At 30.2% G+C, this 19892-nt stretch carries 12 protein-coding genes; 10 read left to right on the forward strand and 2 right to left on the reverse strand.

The features are described 5' to 3' along the window. Position 1 precedes the first annotated feature (1 nt). From ACREVU_RS05715 to ACREVU_RS05745, 7 genes are all read left to right on the forward strand, one after another. The gene (locus ACREVU_RS05715; RefSeq protein ID WP_431550650.1) at positions 2 to 3406 is read left to right on the forward strand and encodes a tubulin-like doman-containing protein; all 3405 of its coding nucleotides are present in this window, start codon (positions 2 to 4) and stop codon (positions 3404 to 3406) included. A gap of 110 nt (positions 3407 to 3516) precedes the next feature. Further along, positions 3517 to 5862, forward strand: coding sequence for a hypothetical protein (locus ACREVU_RS05720; protein WP_431550651.1), 2346 nt, complete (start codon positions 3517 to 3519; stop codon positions 5860 to 5862). A 19-nt stretch (positions 5863 to 5881) separates the two neighbouring features. Next, positions 5882 to 7153 (forward strand): VWA domain-containing protein, encoded by a 1272-nt coding sequence (locus tag ACREVU_RS05725; RefSeq protein ID WP_431550652.1) that lies wholly within the window; start codon positions 5882 to 5884, stop codon positions 7151 to 7153. Positions 7154 to 7180: 27 nt separating this feature from the next. Next, positions 7181 to 7819, forward strand: coding sequence for a hypothetical protein (locus ACREVU_RS05730; protein ID WP_431550653.1), 639 nt, complete (start codon positions 7181 to 7183; stop codon positions 7817 to 7819). A gap of 43 nt (positions 7820 to 7862) precedes the next feature. After that, the gene (locus ACREVU_RS05735) at positions 7863 to 9146 is read left to right on the forward strand and encodes a TRAFAC clade GTPase domain-containing protein (protein ID WP_431550654.1); all 1284 of its coding nucleotides are present in this window, start codon (positions 7863 to 7865) and stop codon (positions 9144 to 9146) included. Between the two features lies 1 nt (position 9147). Beyond that, entirely contained in the window at positions 9148 to 10881 is a 1734-nt protein-coding gene (locus ACREVU_RS05740; protein WP_431550655.1) for a GAP1-N2 domain-containing protein, read from the forward strand. Between the two features lie 30 nt (positions 10882 to 10911). After that, complete coding sequence (locus tag ACREVU_RS05745) at positions 10912 to 11643, forward strand: TraX family protein (protein WP_431550656.1); 732 nt, start codon at positions 10912 to 10914, stop codon at positions 11641 to 11643. Between the two features lie 115 nt (positions 11644 to 11758). Here the strand turns inward: ACREVU_RS05745 and ACREVU_RS05750 are convergent, their stop codons facing one another. Beyond that, complete coding sequence (locus ACREVU_RS05750; RefSeq protein ID WP_431550657.1) at positions 11759 to 15322, reverse strand: S8 family serine peptidase; 3564 nt, start codon at positions 15320 to 15322, stop codon at positions 11759 to 11761. Between the two features lie 176 nt (positions 15323 to 15498). On the opposite strand from ACREVU_RS05750, the gene ACREVU_RS05755 reads away from it, so the two are divergent. Beyond that, positions 15499 to 16497 carry a DUF4003 family protein gene (locus ACREVU_RS05755; RefSeq protein ID WP_431550658.1) on the forward strand — a complete coding sequence of 333 codons (999 nt, stop codon included), beginning with the start codon at positions 15499 to 15501 and terminating at the stop codon, positions 16495 to 16497. Positions 16498 to 16586: 89 nt separating this feature from the next. On the opposite strand, the gene pdaA is transcribed toward ACREVU_RS05755, so the two are convergent. Continuing rightward, on the reverse strand, positions 16587 to 17501 hold the full coding sequence (gene pdaA / locus ACREVU_RS05760; protein WP_431550659.1) for a delta-lactam-biosynthetic de-N-acetylase: 915 nt from the start codon (positions 17499 to 17501) through the stop codon (positions 16587 to 16589). Between the two features lie 138 nt (positions 17502 to 17639). Between pdaA and ACREVU_RS05765 the strand changes: the two genes are divergently transcribed. Both ACREVU_RS05765 and yfcE read left to right on the forward strand, forming a co-directional pair. Next, positions 17640 to 19142 (forward strand): LexA family protein, encoded by a 1503-nt coding sequence (locus ACREVU_RS05765; RefSeq protein WP_431550660.1) that lies wholly within the window; start codon positions 17640 to 17642, stop codon positions 19140 to 19142. 51 nt (positions 19143 to 19193) lie between these two features. Further along, the gene (gene yfcE, locus ACREVU_RS05770) at positions 19194 to 19736 is read left to right on the forward strand and encodes a phosphodiesterase (protein WP_431550661.1); all 543 of its coding nucleotides are present in this window, start codon (positions 19194 to 19196) and stop codon (positions 19734 to 19736) included. Positions 19737 to 19892 lie beyond the last annotated feature (156 nt).

Consider the following 19892-nt stretch of genomic DNA (forward strand, 5'->3'; position numbering starts at 1 on the left):
TATGAATGCAAATATAAGAGAGCATATACAAGAGTTAAACGTAATGACTGGTGGGGGAATCATTAGTGATAAAATACGTGTAGATACCATTGAAAACCCTATGCTTATAATAGGGCTTGGTGGAACGGGTATAGATGCAATGCTAAGGCTAAAATATCAAATAAATAGAAGATTTAAATTACCTGAAGATTCATTAACAAAGATAAAAAAAGAGAAGCCTGATAAAATAGAATTTTTAGGTTTTGAAACTAATATGCAGGAAAAAAATAAGAAATATAAGGGAATAGGTCTGGATGCTCAAAGTGAATTGGTTATGTTATCTAATGCAGAAATTGGAGCTATTTTAAGCGATAGAAAAGTTATGGATTCATGTATTTCAGAGTGGTTATCTCCTGAGCTTAATATATCAGATGGAATGAAGGGTGCTTGTGGAGTTAGACAGGCTGGAAGACTACTACTTTTTACAAAGATAAATGAGGTTGTTGAAAGTATAGAGAAAAAAATAAATACTATTATGAAAGATAGCAAAGAAAAACTATATGTATTTATGCTTACTGGAATTTCTGGAGGAACAGGAAGTGGGTGTTTCCTTGATATTGCATACATAGTTAGAGGAATAATGGAAAGAAAATTTGGTGGATATGGTATAGATAGAGTAAATATTTTAGGCTATTTATTTACTCCTGACGTTAATATATCTAAGGGCCTTGGAATGCACGAGAGAAATTACATAATGAAAAATGGATATGCTGCCTTAAAAGAATTAGATTATCTAATGAACATATCTGAAAGAGGAGATAGATTTAAACAAAAATATAAAAGTGCTTTAGAAGTTGATTCTGGGGCTCCACCTTTTGATTTATGTCACTTGATTTCCGCTACAAACAAAGAGGGTAAACTATTAAGTAATGCTTATGATTACTGCATGAATGTTACTGCAGAAAATATTACGAACTTTATGGCTAGTGAGGAAAGACAAGCTGGGCAGGAGTTTGCTATACATGATTATATAAGTAATATAGAGCAAAATATTAAGAATATGGAAAAGCCCTATTCAGCAAATTATAAATATAATATTATAGGAGCATCCTCAGCAGTTTTGCCTATTGAAGAGATAACTACTTATCTTGCTTATAAAGTTTTTCAAAAGATGGATGTAATGTTTGAAAAATCACCAACAGAGCAGGAGGTGGATCAATTCCTTAGAATAGTGAAGCTTGACAAAGATTCTGTAGAGGCAAGGTTTGAACGTGAAAATTTAGGGCGTGTACCTATTTCAGGTTATAAAAATAGAGACAAATATGATTTCGCGAATGTTATTAAAAAAGAGGCAATAAACATGGATGAGGAGCTTAGTGAATACTTAAGGGATATATGTGATGAATATTTAAAAGTAAAAAGACAATACCCTGGTGAAATATCTGTAGTATTAAATGAGCAAATAGATAGAATGTTTCAAGATGCAGCAAAGGGACCTTTCTATGCTTCAAGGATGCTATTTTCAAATGAAGGCTTTAATATGGTGAAGACTTTAGAGGTAATAAAAGAATCATTAGTAGAAAAGCATAGAAGAATACCAGATAACATTAAAAACCTTAGAGAAGATGCAAAGGATAAATTTAATGCAGCTAAAAAGACTATTTTATTCACAAAAGAATCAAAGAAAAATGATTACATTGAAGCTAAAATAGAAGAATATTATGCAAGGACAGAAGAAGAAAGAACTTTAAAGATGATAGAATTCTATCAATATGCTATTGAAATTATAAGTGATTCAAATAATAAAATATATAAAGTTTATGCAGAAATTTTAAATGAATTAAACAAGGTGCTTAAGGATGATGGAAATATTCTTGTTAAAGGTGAAGAAGTACAAATTAATAATGGAAAGACCTATTATTGGAATCTTATTAATGTACCAGATGTTGTAAAAACTATAGATAAAATGGTTTATGATGAAGACACAGATGATTTAATAAGAAGATTTACAGTTAAGCTTTCAAGAGAATCACAAAAATGGATTGATGATCAGCATATGGATATAGTGGGTTCTATCTCAAATTTTGTATCAGAAGAGTTTGGCGATATAATAACAAAATCTATGGAAGATTTTTTAGTCATGAAGTACGGAGAAGAAAAATCAATTGAAAGATTAATTCAAACCGAAATTGCGCCAAGACTAGATGAGGATGCAATACCAGTGTTTCAGCTTCAAGATGCAGGGGGTTCACTAATTTTCCCATCTTGGAATATGGTTTCAGTGCCAGCTAAAACTCCAAGAATATACAAGGGGATTAAGGAATATAAAGAAAGCAGTACCTTAGGCCATTCTGTAAATATTAAGAGAAGTAAGGTTTCGAATAAGATATTCTGGTTAAACACAGAAAATGGAGTACCCTTATATGCTTATACCTCAATTAGGCAATATGAGAAAATTTATGAAGAATCTATTTTTACTAAAGAGGGAGTAGGAAGGCATCTTATCCAAACAAGAGAAAATAATTGGACATATTTACCATCACCTATTCCTGAAAAATCTTGGGGAACTAGCTATCATAATGACAGAGTTAAAAAGTATAACGGAGAGATAAGACAGGTTTTTGATAAAGCCATAGAGTATGGTTGTATACAGCATATATCAGAAATAACAAATTCACAGTACAAAGTTATTGTAACTAAAGAATTTAATATAGAAAAATTTATATTAGGATATGACTTAGCTATTGAAGAAGAAAAAATTCCAAATGTGGCTGAAGTAAGGCGATGCATTGGAGAACTTAGAAAATTAATGGAGAATAAATTAGAAAACATTGAGGACTATGATTTGCAAATGTATTATATCTTTGACAGTAGAGATGAAGAAGTTGCAAAGGAAAACCTAATAAGAAGTCCAAGATTAATAGAGCTTTTAAAAGTAGAGATAGAAAAATATGATGATATACAGGAGCAGATAAATAAACTTGGTAGTTTTATCGAAGGTAACGATAAAAAAATAAAATTAATAGATAACTTTATTCAAGCTATGTATACAGAAACTATTTGTAAAAAGGGTATTGTGTATATGTATGATAAGGATGCAGATGAAAGGACAGAAATAGAACCTTTTGTTAATCTAATGAAGCAAAAGCAATACCCTGAATACTCAATTTATAATAAGTATTGTGAAATCGATGAAAAGCATAGAAAGGTTATTGAAGCTAAGTCTGATAAAAGATTAGCTGATTTATCTATGGAGGAGGGAACTACTACGTTGTACAGTAGAATTCTATCTATGATAGAAACTTATAGTAAAGCTATTGAAGAGTTAGATTACAGAAGGTATGAACTAGAAAATGGACAAGATATGTATAGCTTCTATGTTAATACTTATGAGAAACTAAAAGAGATTAGGGTAAATTTAGAATAGCTTAAAGCTAAGGAATAGGTCTGAATTAAGGGTTAAGTGTAACTTGCAAGTGAGTTACACTTACACAATAAATGTGGACTCTTAATTAAAAAGGGTGGTGAGGGTAGAAATTGGAAAATATCTTAAAAAAATATGCAGAGGGGTATTGTTTAACTACGGATAATATGGTGTGCAGAGAAGATGAACAGAAAATTGCAAGTAGTCCAGTTATTTTTGTGTTCATTGGAGATAAGAGTAATGAAGCATTAAAGGCTGTATATGAGGATGTAAATAAAAAATGGGATAACAGTAAAGGCATAATGTTTTTTAATGTATATCATAAAGAAAAATTTCAAGCAGAAAATGTTTTTAATTTTAAGGCTGTATCAGATGATACTGATATAGAAGAAAAAAAAGCTTTTAGATGTGCTATAAGCGATAATTTTTATAAAAATGAAAATGGGCTTATAACTTTAAATGAAGAAATAATGAAGATGAAAAATAAGCTTTTAGAGTGTGGTACACTTTTTAATTCTTTTGAGAGAGTAAATATTTCTGTGGTAAGTAGAGCGGATGATGCTATGAATATTTTAGTGGCGGAAATAAGTCTATTAATTAAAAATAAATTTTCACAGCATTTTAGGATTGTTTTAGCAGATTTTTATGGTTTATTAGTAGAAAAGAATCAGGAGGATGCATTTTTTGATGCTGCCTTAGCCTATAGTTTTTTCAAGGAACTATCCTATATGCAAAAGAGTGATTTTACTTTTAAACAAGATATAGAGGTTTTTGGAAGTGACAGGAAGCTACCAGTTATTAATGAAAATAAACCTATATTTGATTTAGTATATTTGCTTAGCGATACTAATGAAAAAGGTATAATTTCCAGTGGAAGTCTTCAGGAAAATTACGAAATCATTTCTTATGTAAGTCTTATAAAAAACAGAAATGTTAGTATAGACACATATTATGATATGGAGAATCAATACTATGATAATGCTAGGTTCAAAAAGAATGTTTCACGGGATAATGAGAGGCTTACTCTAGTTACAGCAGGACTTGCAAAGATCAAGAGACCTAACAGTACGGTTGCGCTTATGGCAGTAAATGCATTCTATGATGAGTTAATAAATAAAATGAAACAGTGTTCAAATAAAAACAAAGAGAATTTACTTAAAGTTTTTATGCTTGACGACGAAAGTTTAGTTTTTAAAGCTAGTAGAATGTTGCCAAAAGATAAAGGTGTAGAAGATATGAGGGGACTTATGGTCATAAATTCTAATATTTCAGTCTCGAAATTAGGGAAACTTACATTAAGGGAAGCTGAGAAAGTAATTTACGAGAACAGTTGTGATCATTTTTTTTACGATAATTTTGAAAGTATTATTGATGAAGAATACATAAATATAAGTCTTAACAAGGATTTGCAAGAACGTGTTAAACTTTTGATAGAAGATAAAAGATATGGTTTATATGGTATATATAGCTTAACAAAGCCTTCAGAGGTACTTCAGGACATAAGACTTAAGTATATAGATATAGATAAAAGTATTGAAGCTATAAACCAAGAAATATATGAATTATATAGTAAAAAAGTACAAGTACCTTCCCTTTTTAAAAGTTTATTTTCAACCAATGCGGTTTTAGATGATATTAAGAAAGAACTATTTAAAGGAGTGTATGCAAGTAGGCTTTACATACTAAAACTTAAGATAGCTCAAAGAATCCTGAGATTAAGTGAAGATATTATTATTAGTGTTCATGAGGAGTTAAGGGAGAAAATTAATTATATTGAAAGTATAAAAAAATGCATTGAAGATTATGCAACAAATGATATTGTGAAACAAAATGAATATATAGCACAAAATATAAGAGAATATTATACTGTTATAATCAAGAAAATAGTAAATAAATTATCAGAGTGTTATGGAGAAAATTTTTATTTTCAAGATAAATTTCTAGGGAATATAAATAAGTCTAGAGAGGATAAAATCCAACTTATTGAAAGATTATGTGATATTTGCAACAGTTATATTTTATGCGAAGCTGAATTCTCAAAATCCTTTGAGGATGAGCTAAATGAAAGAGCTAATATATCATTAGAATTTATAGATAATAATGTATTATCCAAGGATGAACTATATAAAAGACTCTATAGTATATTAGAGGAGAACTCCTTTGTAAAAGCCTATATTATGAATTACAATGTTAACAAATATGAGGAAAAATATTTTTTTGGTGATTATAGTAGCGATTTTATTAAATATGCCGTAAGTCTTGAGAGAGAGGGTAAAAGTTACAACATAGGGTATGTTCATGAAAAAAGAGCTAGTGGTATAGAAAAACTTATCTTAATGGGTGGATTTACATTAGGGGATGTAATGTATATTAAAAACGCAGCAAGATACTATGATTCCTGTATAGATAATGGATACAAGTTGCATAGGATAGATGCATCATTACTTCCAGATATTTAGATGAAAAGGGGGGATTTTTGTGAAGGATAAGAGAATTAACGGACTGATGATTCTCATGAGTGGGGTAGGGGGAATTATAGGGTTTATATTGAGTGAATTACTTGTAAATGCTTATAAATATACACTCCCTCAAAGTATACTAATGGGATTATATTTTGGTATTATAGCTTTCTTTGCAGGTCTTATGTGTATTATCGCAGAGGCTATCCATCCAAGACTTAATGGCTATAATTGGAAAAACAATTATTTTAGAACATCTTTAAAGTTTCTAGTACCCTGCACATTTGTACTTTTATTTATAGTTGGTGCATTATTTCAATTTATTTATGGGCTTAATAGTAATAATAAAAATGTTAATGATATATTGATTTTAATTGATACATCGGAAAGTATGAAGAGTACAGATCCCAATAATGACAGATTTGAGGCTACAAAAAATCTTATTAAAAATATGAATGAAGAAAAAAGATTCTCAATTTACACCTTTAATAATGAAGCTTTAGAAATATTTCCAATGACTAAAGCTACAGAAAAAAATAAAGAAGTAGCATTAGAAAAGCTAGAAACTTTAAAAAATCCTATGGGTCAAACAAATATCAAGGCTGCTTTAGATAATGCTTTAATGGAAATACAAAGTAGCGCAGAGGTTGATAGGCATGCCATTGTATTATTGTTATCTGATGGAGAAGATAGTTTTGATTTAGATAAAAACTTTGAAGAAGTTATAAGACCTTTTCAAGATAATAAAATTTCTGTTTATACAGTAGGTATGGCTAAGGTCAATAATTTTAAAATGTTAAAAAAAATATCTAACGAAACCAGTGGAAATTATTATAGTGTATCTGAAAGCAAATATTTAAAGGATATTTTTAGCGAAAATTATAAGTATAGAGACCAAAGGTTGCTGGTTGATAAAAGAAATGGTTTATTTGGGAGCATTAAATTTTATGCTGTAATGAGAATAATTTTTTTAACACTTATAGGAGCTGTTATTTCAGCAGCAATAAGTTTTATATTTGATAATAAATACCTTTTGAAAGGCTTTATTACAGGAGGAGCAGTGGGTGGTCTAATGGCGGGAATTGTTTTAGAATTAGGATTTAAATTTATACCTTGGGCTGGAACTATTCATAGGTTAATTGCAGTTGTAATGCTAACAACTATATTTACTCTATTTTCAGTATCTGTAGATATAAATGATAAAAAAACTGGTTCTTTTAAAGATAAAAATTCAAAAATAAATTATGACTCATATTTGGAAACAAGAGACAGTAATACATTTGGTGGATAGAAGTTTATAAAAGTTAGGAGCTTTATTATGAATATGAGAGAACTAGAAAAGTTAGAACAAGGGATACAATCAGTAAAATTTGAAATGGAAAAAGAAAGATTTATTATAAAATGGCAGTGGGCAAAGGGCTGTGATATAGTATATATATTTAAGTCTAATGCATTAAATGCCTTAGATATAGAAGCTATAACTAAGGAAAATACAAAGATATTTACTAGAGATGAATATAAAGAGTTTAATGGCTATACTGAAAGTATAAGGGACATAAATCAATATAAATTTATGATTTTTAAATGTGAGCAAATTAATGGCGAACTTACCCTTGTAAAACAGCGAGATGGAGAAAATGAAGTGATTATTTGTACAGGGAAACCCGATATCTTTTATAAAATTACAGAACATAAATCACTATTTAATAAAAATAAAAAAATACAGATAAAAATAATTTGTGATGCTCCACTTATAAAAGATGTTTTATGTTATGTAAAAAAACAAGGAAATTATCCTATAAGTAAGGAGGATGGAATTAAATTTGATTTTATAAGAGATTTTAAACCTGGGGTAAATGAAATGTCTACTATAGAAATTAGCAAGGATGAATTCGTTAAGATATTCATAAAAGACATTAATAGGTATGGAAATGCTTATAATTTGAGGGAGCTATAAGAGGGAGGTGAATACCTGATAATTTTTATTAATCGGGTACTGTATGGGTATTTTTGATATTTTAGCATTAGGTAAAAAAAATATATTAAATAAAAAAAATAACTTCAAAAAATCCACGGAAAACCATAATACATATGATGTTAAATGTCCATTTTGTTTTAAAGCTTTTAATAATGATGAGGTTCACTTTAGGGTGAGTCATGATGAAGACGGAGACCCAGAGTATGAAAAACAGATTGATGAGATTTTAAATGAATATAATAGAAAGATTGGGAAAGCAACATTAGGGGAAATAAATGCTATTATTAGAGCAGTGGATTTGCCAGAAAAAAATTGGACTAAAGTGGACAATGTTATTATTGAATTAAGAGATAATTATGATAAGCTTACAAAGGAGAGATTATGTCCACATTGTCATAATGTGCTCCCCATAACTTCTGGCAGAGGTGATACAAAAATCATCTCAGTGATAGGAGCTTCCCAAGCCGGGAAGTCTGTTTATATGACTTGTCTTTTGTATTATCTTGAACGTCACATTGCGGAGAAGTTCAAAGCCTCTATTATACCTGGGAGCTCAGAGTATAATGAAGATATAAAACAAAATCAGAGGATAATATTTGAATTTAATAAGATGTTAGAGCCCACTCCAAAGCAACATATTGATCCATTAATTGAAACTTTTAAATTTAAGGATGAGACTAAAAAGCCAATAACTTTTGTATTTTATGATGTGCCGGGAGAGGGTATGACGGATAAAGACTATATTGACAAATATGGAGAACATATTCAGAATTCTGATGGCATTATATTTCTAATAGATCCACTGCAAATGAGAACCTTAAGGAAAAAAATAAATTTAGCAAATAGTGCAAAAGGGGATTTTACGGATAAATACCAAGAACCTAAAGAAATTCTTGTGTATTTATTTGAAAACTTTATATCTAAGCAGGAAAAAACTATAACGGATATACCTACAGCAGTAGTAGTTACTAAGAGTGATATGCTAGTTAGTTTAAATGACGAAGAGTATATAAGTGATAATAGTAACGTATTTAGGAATTGTAATCATGATGGCATATTTAATCTAAATGAATTTGAGAATATTGATGGAGAAATCAGGAGATTTTTAACTAAAGTGGATATGCCTTTTAAAGGTGCCATGGATGCATATTTTAAAAACACAGGATTTTTTGCAGTATCTTCCTTAGGCTGTAATCCGGAAAATTGTAAGATTAATAGCGATTTTATTATATCTCCATTAAGAATAGAGGAGCCTTTTTTATGGCTTTTATATCAAATGGGCTATATTAAAGGAGGAAGGGAATAGTATGATTCAGCAACATTATTATACAAGGGAGAAAAGTGGATTATATAGTGCTACACCAGGATATGATACTACTTCCAAAAGTGTGGGATTAGAAGACAAATTAATAGTGGAGGTGCTTCATAATTATTGTTTTTACGAAGCACCTTTTGAACTTATACAGGAAGAAAATCTAAATGAATATCCGAAAGCACTTATGTGTTTTAATATACCATATAGAGAAATGGTAATTGGATGTTCAAGTTTTGCGGGCAAAGATTATACAGGTCAAAGAAATAGATTTTTGGCCCATAACTATGTAGTAAGTAAGGTACAGAAGGAATTTTATATAAGAAATCCTGAAAGAATTTTTTATGCAGAATTTAAAATTCCAAATTTAAATTATCCAGTGCAAGATAATTATAGTCAGGGGTCTAGTGAAACTTTTTTAGAGGAATTAACTGATATACCTATGGATAAACAAAGCTATGAAATTTCCACTGTGGATAAGTTCTTCAAGAAATTACGTATACAAGATAGCATGTATAAGAAACTTTTAAGTGCGTGTTTTGATTCTGTATTAAATAATAGGAAAATATATATAGTGCTTAATGTGCCTGCACAGGAGTTATCAAAATGCTCGAAACGACTAATGGAGTTTATATATAGAGGGCTTCCATACGTGGTTAGAAGGAAATTTGGGTTTATAACTTATGTGAAAGATTCAAAAAGTAAGGAATACATAAATCTTTATTTTGTGGCTAAGGGTGGAATTAGACTCTCTAATGTAGAGCAATCTTTGGCATATGTTTTTGATTTTCAAGCTGAAGAGTATTTAAATGTAAAAACACTAGAAAAGGAAAATGATTATTTGAATTTTGCTTGGGACAATTTGGGGAATGAGAAAATTTTAAATGAATCTTTTCATAAGGATGATAAATATATTAAAGAAAAGCAGCAGCAACAAGGAGTTAGTTTAGAAGAATATAATCAAATATTTATAGCTAATTTTGAAAAGAAAACACCACAAAAAGATGAAATACAAAGCTTTCAATCTAAAGGTAAAGAACTTGGGCTGAATATATTAAAAGATATAGATATATCTGAAATATCTAAGAGGCAAATAAAGAGTTTTATTATGGAAGAAAAGTATAAAAATAATAATATATATATGATTGTATATTATCTTCAGAGAATATTAGGGATTAGTGCAGATAGAGAAATAAGACTTAGTGAAAAAAAGATTTGTGAGCTGTCCATTAAAATGATGACGGAAAGTTATGAAATACCTCCTATACTTTTGAAAGTAAAAGAGAGAATACAATATTTCTATGAAAAGGATATTTCAAGAGAAACTTTTAGAAAAATTATGATTGGTTTTGTAGAGTGTAATATTCACAATACAATGGATTATACTTTTGAAAAAAAAGATGATTTCTCCCAAGGCTTTGATATGAATTATAATTTTCAACAACTTTTTAATTATTTATTGGGACATGGTGGTATAGATAAGGCTCGCGATTATATATTATGGGCAGCTAATGATTTTTTAGATTTAGGGGAAAAAGAAGTGTGCTTTAGTTTTTTTGAAGCTCTTAAAATTTACATTGAGAATAATGATAGTAATTTCTTTAAGGATAAAAATTTTAAAAGAAAATTATTGCAAAATGATAATAGGGCTATAATTGACAGGATGAAGGACTTAGAATTAGATATGTGTGGAGGAATAAAGAAGTTTATACTAGGACTTAAAAGATAAGAAAAATTAATTTAGATTGGGGGGATATTTATGAGTAATGCTATGTTGAAAATTATAGCATGTGCATTAATGTTAATTGATCACATGGGGGCAGCACTTTTTCCAGAAGCTACAATTCTAAGAATGATAGGAAGATTATCGTTTCCTATATTTGCCTACTTAATTGCAGTAGGATATACTAAAACTAATTCATTCCATAAATATTTACAAAGACTGTTGATATTTGCGGGTATATCACAAATACCATTTTCATTAGCATTTAGTGAATCCATTAGTGTACATAGTTTTCCGGATTTTCTCAGATTTTTCGTGGGAAGTCCATCTCCACATTTAAATATTTTTTTTACTTTAGCCGTTGGATTAATAGCAATACGTGTGTGGGATAAAGGAGAATCTAGATTTGGTAAAATAATAGCTATATTAGCATTAGGCATAGTAGCGCAAACCTTTAGTACAGATTACGGAATTTATGGAGTTGCTATGATTCTTGCATTTTATGTTTTTAGAGACAGCAAAATGAAGACAGTTATATCCCAAACTATTGTGTTTATCTTGTTTTATGCATCACAGATTTTATTAGCTATATTAAGTTATCCAGGTATACTGATTAAGTTAGTTTGGTTTAATCAAGCATTATCGCTATTAGCCCTGATATTTATATTTATGTATAATGGCAAAAAAGGTAAAAAATTAAAGTACTTTTTCTATGCTTTTTATCCAACTCATTTATTAGTAATAGGATTAATTAAAATTTTTATGTAGCTAATAATTATAAAAAAAGTATGTATTAAGTAATTAAATTTACATAATACATACTTTTTATTTATATTAATAACATTTTTAAAGTTGTTAATATTACATCATAATAGGTGATTATTTATTTGAATACAGATAGTATTTTGGTGGTTGTATTTCCTGCTATGTCTACAGTTTTAACCTCAATATAATTCATTCCCGAATGAAGTTTTACCTCAGTTACAAATTTTGCAGTTTTAGCATATATATCTGCAGTTGTGGATATTTCATTTCCATTTACAAATAATTCAAATCCATAGTTATTATCTAGGACTTCACAACTTATTTTAAATGTTTCAACATCTTTGGCAACGGTTATTATTTTATCCATGCTAGATGTATCAATATCTTTAATAGTTAGCTTTGGCAAAATCAAATCGCAATAAAGATTTAATGCATAATCGGAAATTTTACCTTTTTCATCTACAGCAGACACTAGAACTTTGTTTTGTCCGTCTATTAATTTAATTTTCTTAGAAAAAGTTAAATTTGAGTTTACTGTAACTTCTTCTCCTTGTATTTTAAAGGATTTAACGGGAGTGGATAAGTCACCATCTAAAATAGCTGAAGGGGTTTTGTAGAAACTGCCTTCTCTTTTAACACCAGTAAAATTAATATAAAGCTTTTCATTTTTGATAATTACATTTGTTAAAGCATCCCCTAGAACATTATCTTTTACATCATAAGCTTGTACTTCTATTTTGTGTTTGCCTGGAGTTAAATTTTCAAAATTATAGAAAGATTCCATTATGTTTTTAGCTACAATCTCATCATCTACAATAATGTTGAAATATCTCATATCTGATATAAGCTTAGAATCTCCGGAATAAGTTAGCTTAAAATTACCTGAAGGTAGTACGGTACCTGGTTTAGGAGAAGTAATTGTAAGGGGCTGGGCTTCTACGATAGCTTTATATTTAAGGGTATTGCCAGCATAATCAGTGCAGTAAATTAATACATCATTTTTACCGTTTTCAAGATCTAAATTGGCAAAATAATTTCCACTAGCGTCTTTAGATAAATTTAATAAAGTGCTTCCAGTTTTATCACTGCAATACTTATCATTTAGCATTATTTGAAAATCCTTTATTCCGGATGAATTATCTGTTGCTTTGAATTTTAAAACATAGTTTCTTGAAGTCACCAAGCTTTGAGAAGTCATTGATACAATTGGTTTAGTTGAATCTACTTTAATTGGCAATTTCATTGTTTGATACTTAGAAGAAGTAGATAAACCTATTGAAGCTTTAACTTGAAAATAATATTGTCCATCTTTAACTGCTTCATATTTTCCACTAACCGAATTATAATAAGTTAAATCCCATATGAAGGCTGGTGATTCTACATAATTATCATCTTGAAGTATATCTATAGGTGCAGGCGACCACAAATCTTTATACAAATCTTTTTTTACTCCAAGACCTCGTACTACATTTCCATTTTCGTCAACTATATCAACTATCATAGTTTTTGCATTTCTAAGTAGAGCAACTTTAGGATTTACTCTTACTTTTCCATTTGCAGCAGATACAGCGATAGTGGTTTCGTCAACTATTGGGAGTAGTGTATCTTTGTCTACGTTTATTACACCAAGAAGGGACTCAGCATCATTTTCACTCAATTGGTAAATAGCAGTTTGTCCTAGATATGAATTACTGTCCCAAATAGGTTTATCCATTATTAAAGATTCATCCCATTCTCCATAGAAACCCATATAAGGAACTCCTAGTGTTTGTCCTTCATTTGAAGTAGATTCAAATGTTAAGAAGCCTTCTAAAAAGATTCCTTGTGGAGTAGCTTTAGGTATATTTAAGGTGACTTTTAGATTTACAGTAGAACCAGCAGGTACAATTATTTTATCCTTGTCAAAGGAGACTGTAGCGCCTTTAAGTATTAAGTCGCTTGCTTCGTCATTCTTATCGCACAGAACAACATTTGGAGTTTTAATGGTATATGTCTCATCTTTAATTCCATAATTTCTAAATGTTAAAGCAAATTGTTTCGTAAGCTCATTAATCTGCTTTAATTCAACTGTAGGGTTACCTTTTTCATCAACCACGGTAACATTAGATTTAACAGCTAAAGCAGCATCTGCAAGTCCGGCGCCTTGTATCCTTGGAGAAAATGGAACTAATACATCTCCTGAGGAGGAATCAATTTGAGGCTTTGCTGTATTTATAACTAGTTGTTTTGCAAGTTCAGCCTTTTCTTTTGGTGTTAAGTTTTCTAATTTTAAGTCTTTCATATGCTGTAACACTAATGCAATAATACCAGCTATATGAGGGGATGCCATAGAAGTTCCTGACATATACTTATATTTATTATCATTTACAGTGGAGAGTATATCTCCCCCAGGAGCTGTTACTTCAGGTTTGAATTCTAAGTCAGGAGTAGGCCCCCATGACGTGAAGTCTGACATCTCTCCTTTAGTTGGGTTAACAATATTTATTTTTTTATCTGGAAATTTAATTTTTGTTCCATCTTTTATAGCCTTTTGAATCTGAGTTCCATCTTCGTTAGTTATAAACATAGATGGAATTTTAACGTTTGCATCCAGAGCCATGCTGACATAGCCACTTTCACCATCTTTATTATATATAATGATGGCTATTGCACCTGCGGCTTGAGCATTTAATTTCTTTTCTATAAAAGTAATATCCCCTCTTTTAATTAGTGCTACTTTTCCTTTTATATTAATATCTTTAATATCTTCAAGTGTTCCAAGGCCACAGTCAACTATATCATAATCGCCTTTTAAAATTCCAATTGGAGTAATTTCTGATGAAGAGTAGGCAATACTTTTGTAAGCATTATCTACTTTATAAGTTAATGCTTCAGCTATAAGCATGCTATTTTGAAAAGAAGCCACACTGAGAGCTTCTTTTGCTATGCTTGGAGAACTGACAACTGATGTATCTACTATGTCCGCAACTTTTTCAGGAGAAGTTGAGTATGCAGAGTTACCTGCAGATACTACAACAACTACGCCACTCTCTTCAGCATCCTTAATAGCTTGTTGAATAGGTGCACTATTTTCTACAAAGCCTGAATCGGAGCCTAAACTCATATTTATTACATCGGCACCGAGTTTTATGGAGTCGTTTATAGCTGCAACTACATCTTCATCATTGCAACTAGGGTAATCAGGGTCATTTGAGAAAACTTTCATTGCAAGTAGTTGTGCTTCTGGTGCAACTCCTTGAATTGCCTCGAATTTTGATACCTGGGTAGAGAGCCCATTTGCAGCGACTATGCCAGCTACATGCATTCCATGCATGCTACCATCATCAATTATATTTTGATTTTTATCTGCGTAGTTATATCCATAGGGTACTTTGTTTGTAAAGTATTTTCCCTTCCCCTCTGGGTTTTTATTTTTTAGTTTTGCTTTAGAAGGGTCAGTAAGTCTCATATCTTTATGTCTATAATCAATGCCGCTATCAATTATAGAGATCACCATTCCTTCACCTTTGTATTTAGAAACCTGCCATTCTTTTAGTACATTAGTTAAATCTTTTGCTGAGGTCATGGTTTCGTTATAAGCAAGTCCCTTAGCCAGTTCTTTTGCTGAAGTATTCAATATTAAAAAATTTGAAGATAAAAGACCAATGGTAAGAATTAAGCTTAAAAGCTTGTGTTTTTTCATAATTCCCCCCCTATATTTACGTAATTTAAATAACATTATAACACATTAATGGTAAAAAATAAATATGAGGTTGAACTTTGGATTGAATTATGTTAAGGTCTTATACATTACATAAATATTTTCAAAATACCATATTATTTTTAATAATTATACCATCATATAGGGAGGATATTATTATGAATCAGTTAGTGGAACAAAAGATGGATAGGCTAATAGATATATTTCAACAAGTATCTACACAATTTAAATGGGAAGGGTCTTTAACTAACCATTTTACAGCTTTGACATATACATTAAATAACAGAGCTTTTGATAAAGAAAAGATTAAAGATGTGAGAAAACATATTAAAGAAACTACTGGGCTGTTTTCTAATTATAGAGGTACCTCTATGATAATATTATCAGCATTATTAGCATCTGAATATGATAATCCAAACCAAGAATTTGATAAAATGGTGGGTTATAATAAAAAAATGAAAGAGGCAGGATTTAAGAATAATATGTATTTGCCAATAGCTAATTATGCTCTTATAGCCACCTGTAGTGAAGAAGGGGCGGATACAAGAATTAAAAAAGCCAAAGAGATATATACTGAAATGAAAAGCAACCATCCATGGCTAACTGGTGGAGATGATTACCCACTTGCTATACTTTTAGCCAATTCAAATGATTCTATTAATAGTATTATAGAAAATATGGAAGAGTGCTATAATCTATTAAATGAAAATGGATTTGGAAAAAATAATGGACTTCAACTTTTATCTCATATACTGGGATTTCGTAAAGAGGACAATAAAAGCAAGGTTTTAAGATGTAAAGAAATATTTGATAAGTTAAAAGAAAATAAAATGAAGGTGTATTCTACTGGATATTCCATAGTAGGCTTTTTATCTATACTAGGCGATAGTGGGTATGAGGCAGTAGACCAAGTTATTGAAATTGTAAAAGTCCTTAAGTCTACTAAAAAATATAAGTGGTTAAGTAAAGAAACCCATTTATATACTGCTGCCGCCTTGGTTAGTGATGTATATATTGAGAAAATAAAAGACCAAAAAGATCTTATTCAGACAACTATTGGAATTTCTATTGAAGCGCTAATTGCAGCGCAAACTGTAGCTGTCATAGCAGCGGCTAGTAGTACCGCTGCTGTAGCAGGAGCTTCTGCTTCATCGTAAACACAATAGTTTTCTAAAAGCATTAAGAAAAGTATATATTATTACTTAGCGATAGGAAACGCAATTGTAATAATATATACTTTTTTGTATTAATGTTTAGTAGGTAATTCATCTAGTGTTTTTAGAATGTATCCTTGGTTCTCCCACTCCGTAATTACATCATCTAATATTTCTGCATTGGTCTTTGATACAGCATGTAGTAGCATAATTCCACCATTGTGGGTTCTTTGCAGAATACGTTTTTTTGCACTTTCATGAGATGGCTGTTTATTAGTAAGCCAATCCATATAAGCAAAACTCCAAAATATAGTTTTATATCCATAGTTTTGAGTATACTGCAGGGATAATTCACTATACTTACCCATTGGAGGCCTAAAATATTTAGATATCTTTTTTTCAGTAATATTCTCAAATGCGACCTCGACATCAGATAATTCACGATTGAATTTTTCTTGATCTAATATAGAGGCCATGGAAGGATGGTGAGCACTGTGGTTGCAAACTAAGTGCCCTTCGGCTACCATTCTTTTTATCAATTCTGGATTAGAAGTAATATAGGGTTTTACAACGAAAAATGCTGCTTTTACATTATGTTTTTTTAAAACGTCTAAAATAGGAGTCGTATATCCAGCTTCATATCCCTCATCAAAAGTTAAATATAATATTTTTTTTGAGACATCACCTAAATAATAACATTCATAGTTTGATACAATTTTGCTGGTCTCTTTGGGCCCATCCGGTGGAGTATTGTCATTGCGGGGCTGGAAGTACCAATTATATTCTTTAGTACTGATCCCATCAAGGGTTTTATTGGTACTAAAGACATTTTTGAAAAAATTTATTAGGTTGGGTGTTTTTGGATTATCCTTGTTCTGATATTTAATACAATCATTTTTAGTATCCACAATTGATATAGGGTTTAATTCGGAGCTGTAAACAACATTTGATAAACAGCTAACTGAGAGCATTGAAGAAATAATAATACTCAATATCTTACTTTTCACAATAATCACCTCTAGTTCGTTCTATTTAGATAAATTATTTAATAAATCATGGTCATAGTATAAGTAATTATAGAAAAATCATACTTTAATTTTATAATTAATGTATACTATTAATATGTCTACATTGGAGGTGGCTAAATGGAATTAACCTTAGAACAACGAAGAATGGTTCATAGCAAGCCATCAAGATATAGTTTAATTAAAGGAAATAAAGGCTCAGGAAAGACAACAGCAGCTATTTATAGGAGCCTTTATTTAAAAAACAATTATTGTTTATATGAAGAGGATAAAATATTAATGTTAGCATCTAATGATGAAGATATAAATTATATTGAAAACATATATAACGTAGTAGAAAAAGAAACTAGGTTAGATTATTTAACTCTATTTTCTAATAATGAAAGAAAATTTCATGTGGTTACATTAGAGAGACTTTTATATAAATATTTTTTAGAATATAAAAATGAATATAAATTAGATGACATACTAATTATAGATAATGATAAAAGAAATAGAATTATGAAAAATTGCATATTGGAACTTAAAAAAATATTTCCAAAGCTAAGAATATTGAATACTGACTACGTTGAATTTTTTATTCAGGAAATAAAATGGATAAAAAGTTGCAATCACTTAAAAATCGATTCCTATCTAACGGCAATTAGAACAGGAAGAAAATGCAAAAGAGGACAAGGACCTCAAAGAATTCAGAAAAACTCTATGGCTAGGAAAGCAATATTTCAGCTTATGAATATGTACAATGAAAAGCTTAGGTGCGAAAATTTAGTTGATAATGAGGATATTAATTTATATGCTCTACAGATAGCACAAACAATTAAAGAGGACAAGTATTCTCATATTGTAATAGACAAAAGTAACAATTTAACTAAGGTGCAGCTTGATTTTATTAATGCATTGTTTAATGAAAAATCTTATTCTAGTATGATGTTTCTTGTTGATATGGATATGGAACATAATACTAATTCATATATGGTAAAAGGCAAAAGAGTCAATGGGAGGCCTTTAGGAGAAAAAGCAAAAGCTCATTTATTTAAAAATATTTATAAAAAACAAGAAAAGCTGAAAAAAAATTCTGTGAAAATAATCAGCAAAAGGTTAGACTTTAATTCATTAGAGAACTTTCAATTTTGTGATTTAAGACACAGCAGAGCATATGAATTCATGAGAGATTATAGTAGAATATCAGATGTTATAGTAAATGATGAAAAAGGCGATTATGAGTATGTAAATGAGGAATTATTAGAACTACCTGTATATAGTGATATAGCAGCAGGAGAACCTATACTTATCAATTCCGAAATGGAAGGGAAATTTTACCTTCCAAAGTATTGGCTAAAGGGAGTGAAAAATGCCTTTATTTTAAAGGTTAAAGGAGACAGTATGATTGGGGCTAATATTAACAATGGTGATTATGTAATAATACGTCAGGAAAATGCTGCAAATAACAAGGATATTGTAGCAGTTGATATAGGTGGAAATGCTACTTTAAAGAGGCTTTCTATAGAAAAAGGTAGAATACTTCTTATGCCAGAAAATGAGAAATACAAACCTATTGTAGTAGATAGTGAAGATACATACATTATAGGTACGGCTATAGGGGTTATAAAACATAAAAACTAATTAACAAGATAATCTAGTTTAATAGATACATCACAGAGGAGTTCAATAGATATGAAAATATTTTTTATTTCGGACATACATGGTTCACTTTTCTTTTTAAAAAAGGCATTAGTGCGTTATAAAGAAGAGAGAGCTAGTTATATAGTTATGCTTGGTGATGCCTTATATCATGGACCAAGAAATCCATTGCCAGAGGATTATAATCCTAAGGAAGTAGCGAGTCTCCTAAATGAATACAAAGATAAGATAATAGCGGTTAGAGGAAATTGTGATAGTGAAGTAGATCAAATGCTTATAGAGTATCCTATGATGGCTGATTATTCTATAATGTTGTATAATGACAGAAGATTGTTTTTGACTCATGGGCACATATATAATAAGGATAATATGCCCAGTCTTAGCGAAAATGATGTTCTGATTCATGGTCACACACATGTTCCAGTAGCTGAAAAATACAATAAAATATATGTGCTAAATCCGGGTTCATTATCTTTACCTAAGGAAAATAGCCCTAATTCTTATGCAATACTTGAGGACAACGTATTCCAGATAAAAGACTTAGAGGGAATTGTTATAAAAGAATTAAAATTATAAATAATAATACCCCAGGGTGTCCTGGGGTATTATTATTGTGCGCCCGGCATGGGCGCAATCTAATGGGTGAAAGTCCCTAGCACGGGTTAATAGTGCCAAGTGCATAGCTTAAGACAAGGGTGTCCATCGCGAGACGGAATCTGAAGGAAGTCGGCG

The organism is Clostridium sp. (assembly GCF_050717535.1).
Lineage (GTDB): Bacteria > Bacillota > Clostridia > Clostridiales > Clostridiaceae > Clostridium_AD.

Bases quoted from the DNA above. Each gene is read 5' to 3' on its own strand.
- ACREVU_RS05735 (WP_431550654.1), top strand. From the start codon at position 7,863: ATGGGTATTTTTGATATTTTAGCATTAGGTAAAAAAAATATATTAAAT.
- ACREVU_RS05740 (WP_431550655.1), top strand. From the start codon at position 9,148: ATGATTCAGCAACATTATTATACAAGGGAGAAAAGTGGATTATATAGT.
- ACREVU_RS05730 (WP_431550653.1), top strand. From the start codon at position 7,181: ATGAATATGAGAGAACTAGAAAAGTTAGAACAAGGGATACAATCAGTA.
- ACREVU_RS05755 (WP_431550658.1), top strand. From the start codon at position 15,499: ATGAATCAGTTAGTGGAACAAAAGATGGATAGGCTAATAGATATATTT.
- yfcE (WP_431550661.1), top strand. From the start codon at position 19,194: ATGAAAATATTTTTTATTTCGGACATACATGGTTCACTTTTCTTTTTA.
- ACREVU_RS05765 (WP_431550660.1), top strand. From the start codon at position 17,640: ATGGAATTAACCTTAGAACAACGAAGAATGGTTCATAGCAAGCCATCA.
- ACREVU_RS05745 (WP_431550656.1), top strand. From the start codon at position 10,912: ATGAGTAATGCTATGTTGAAAATTATAGCATGTGCATTAATGTTAATT.
- ACREVU_RS05750 (WP_431550657.1), bottom strand. From the start codon at position 15,322: ATGAAAAAACACAAGCTTTTAAGCTTAATTCTTACCATTGGTCTTTTA.
- ACREVU_RS05715 (WP_431550650.1), top strand. From the start codon at position 2: ATGAATGCAAATATAAGAGAGCATATACAAGAGTTAAACGTAATGACT.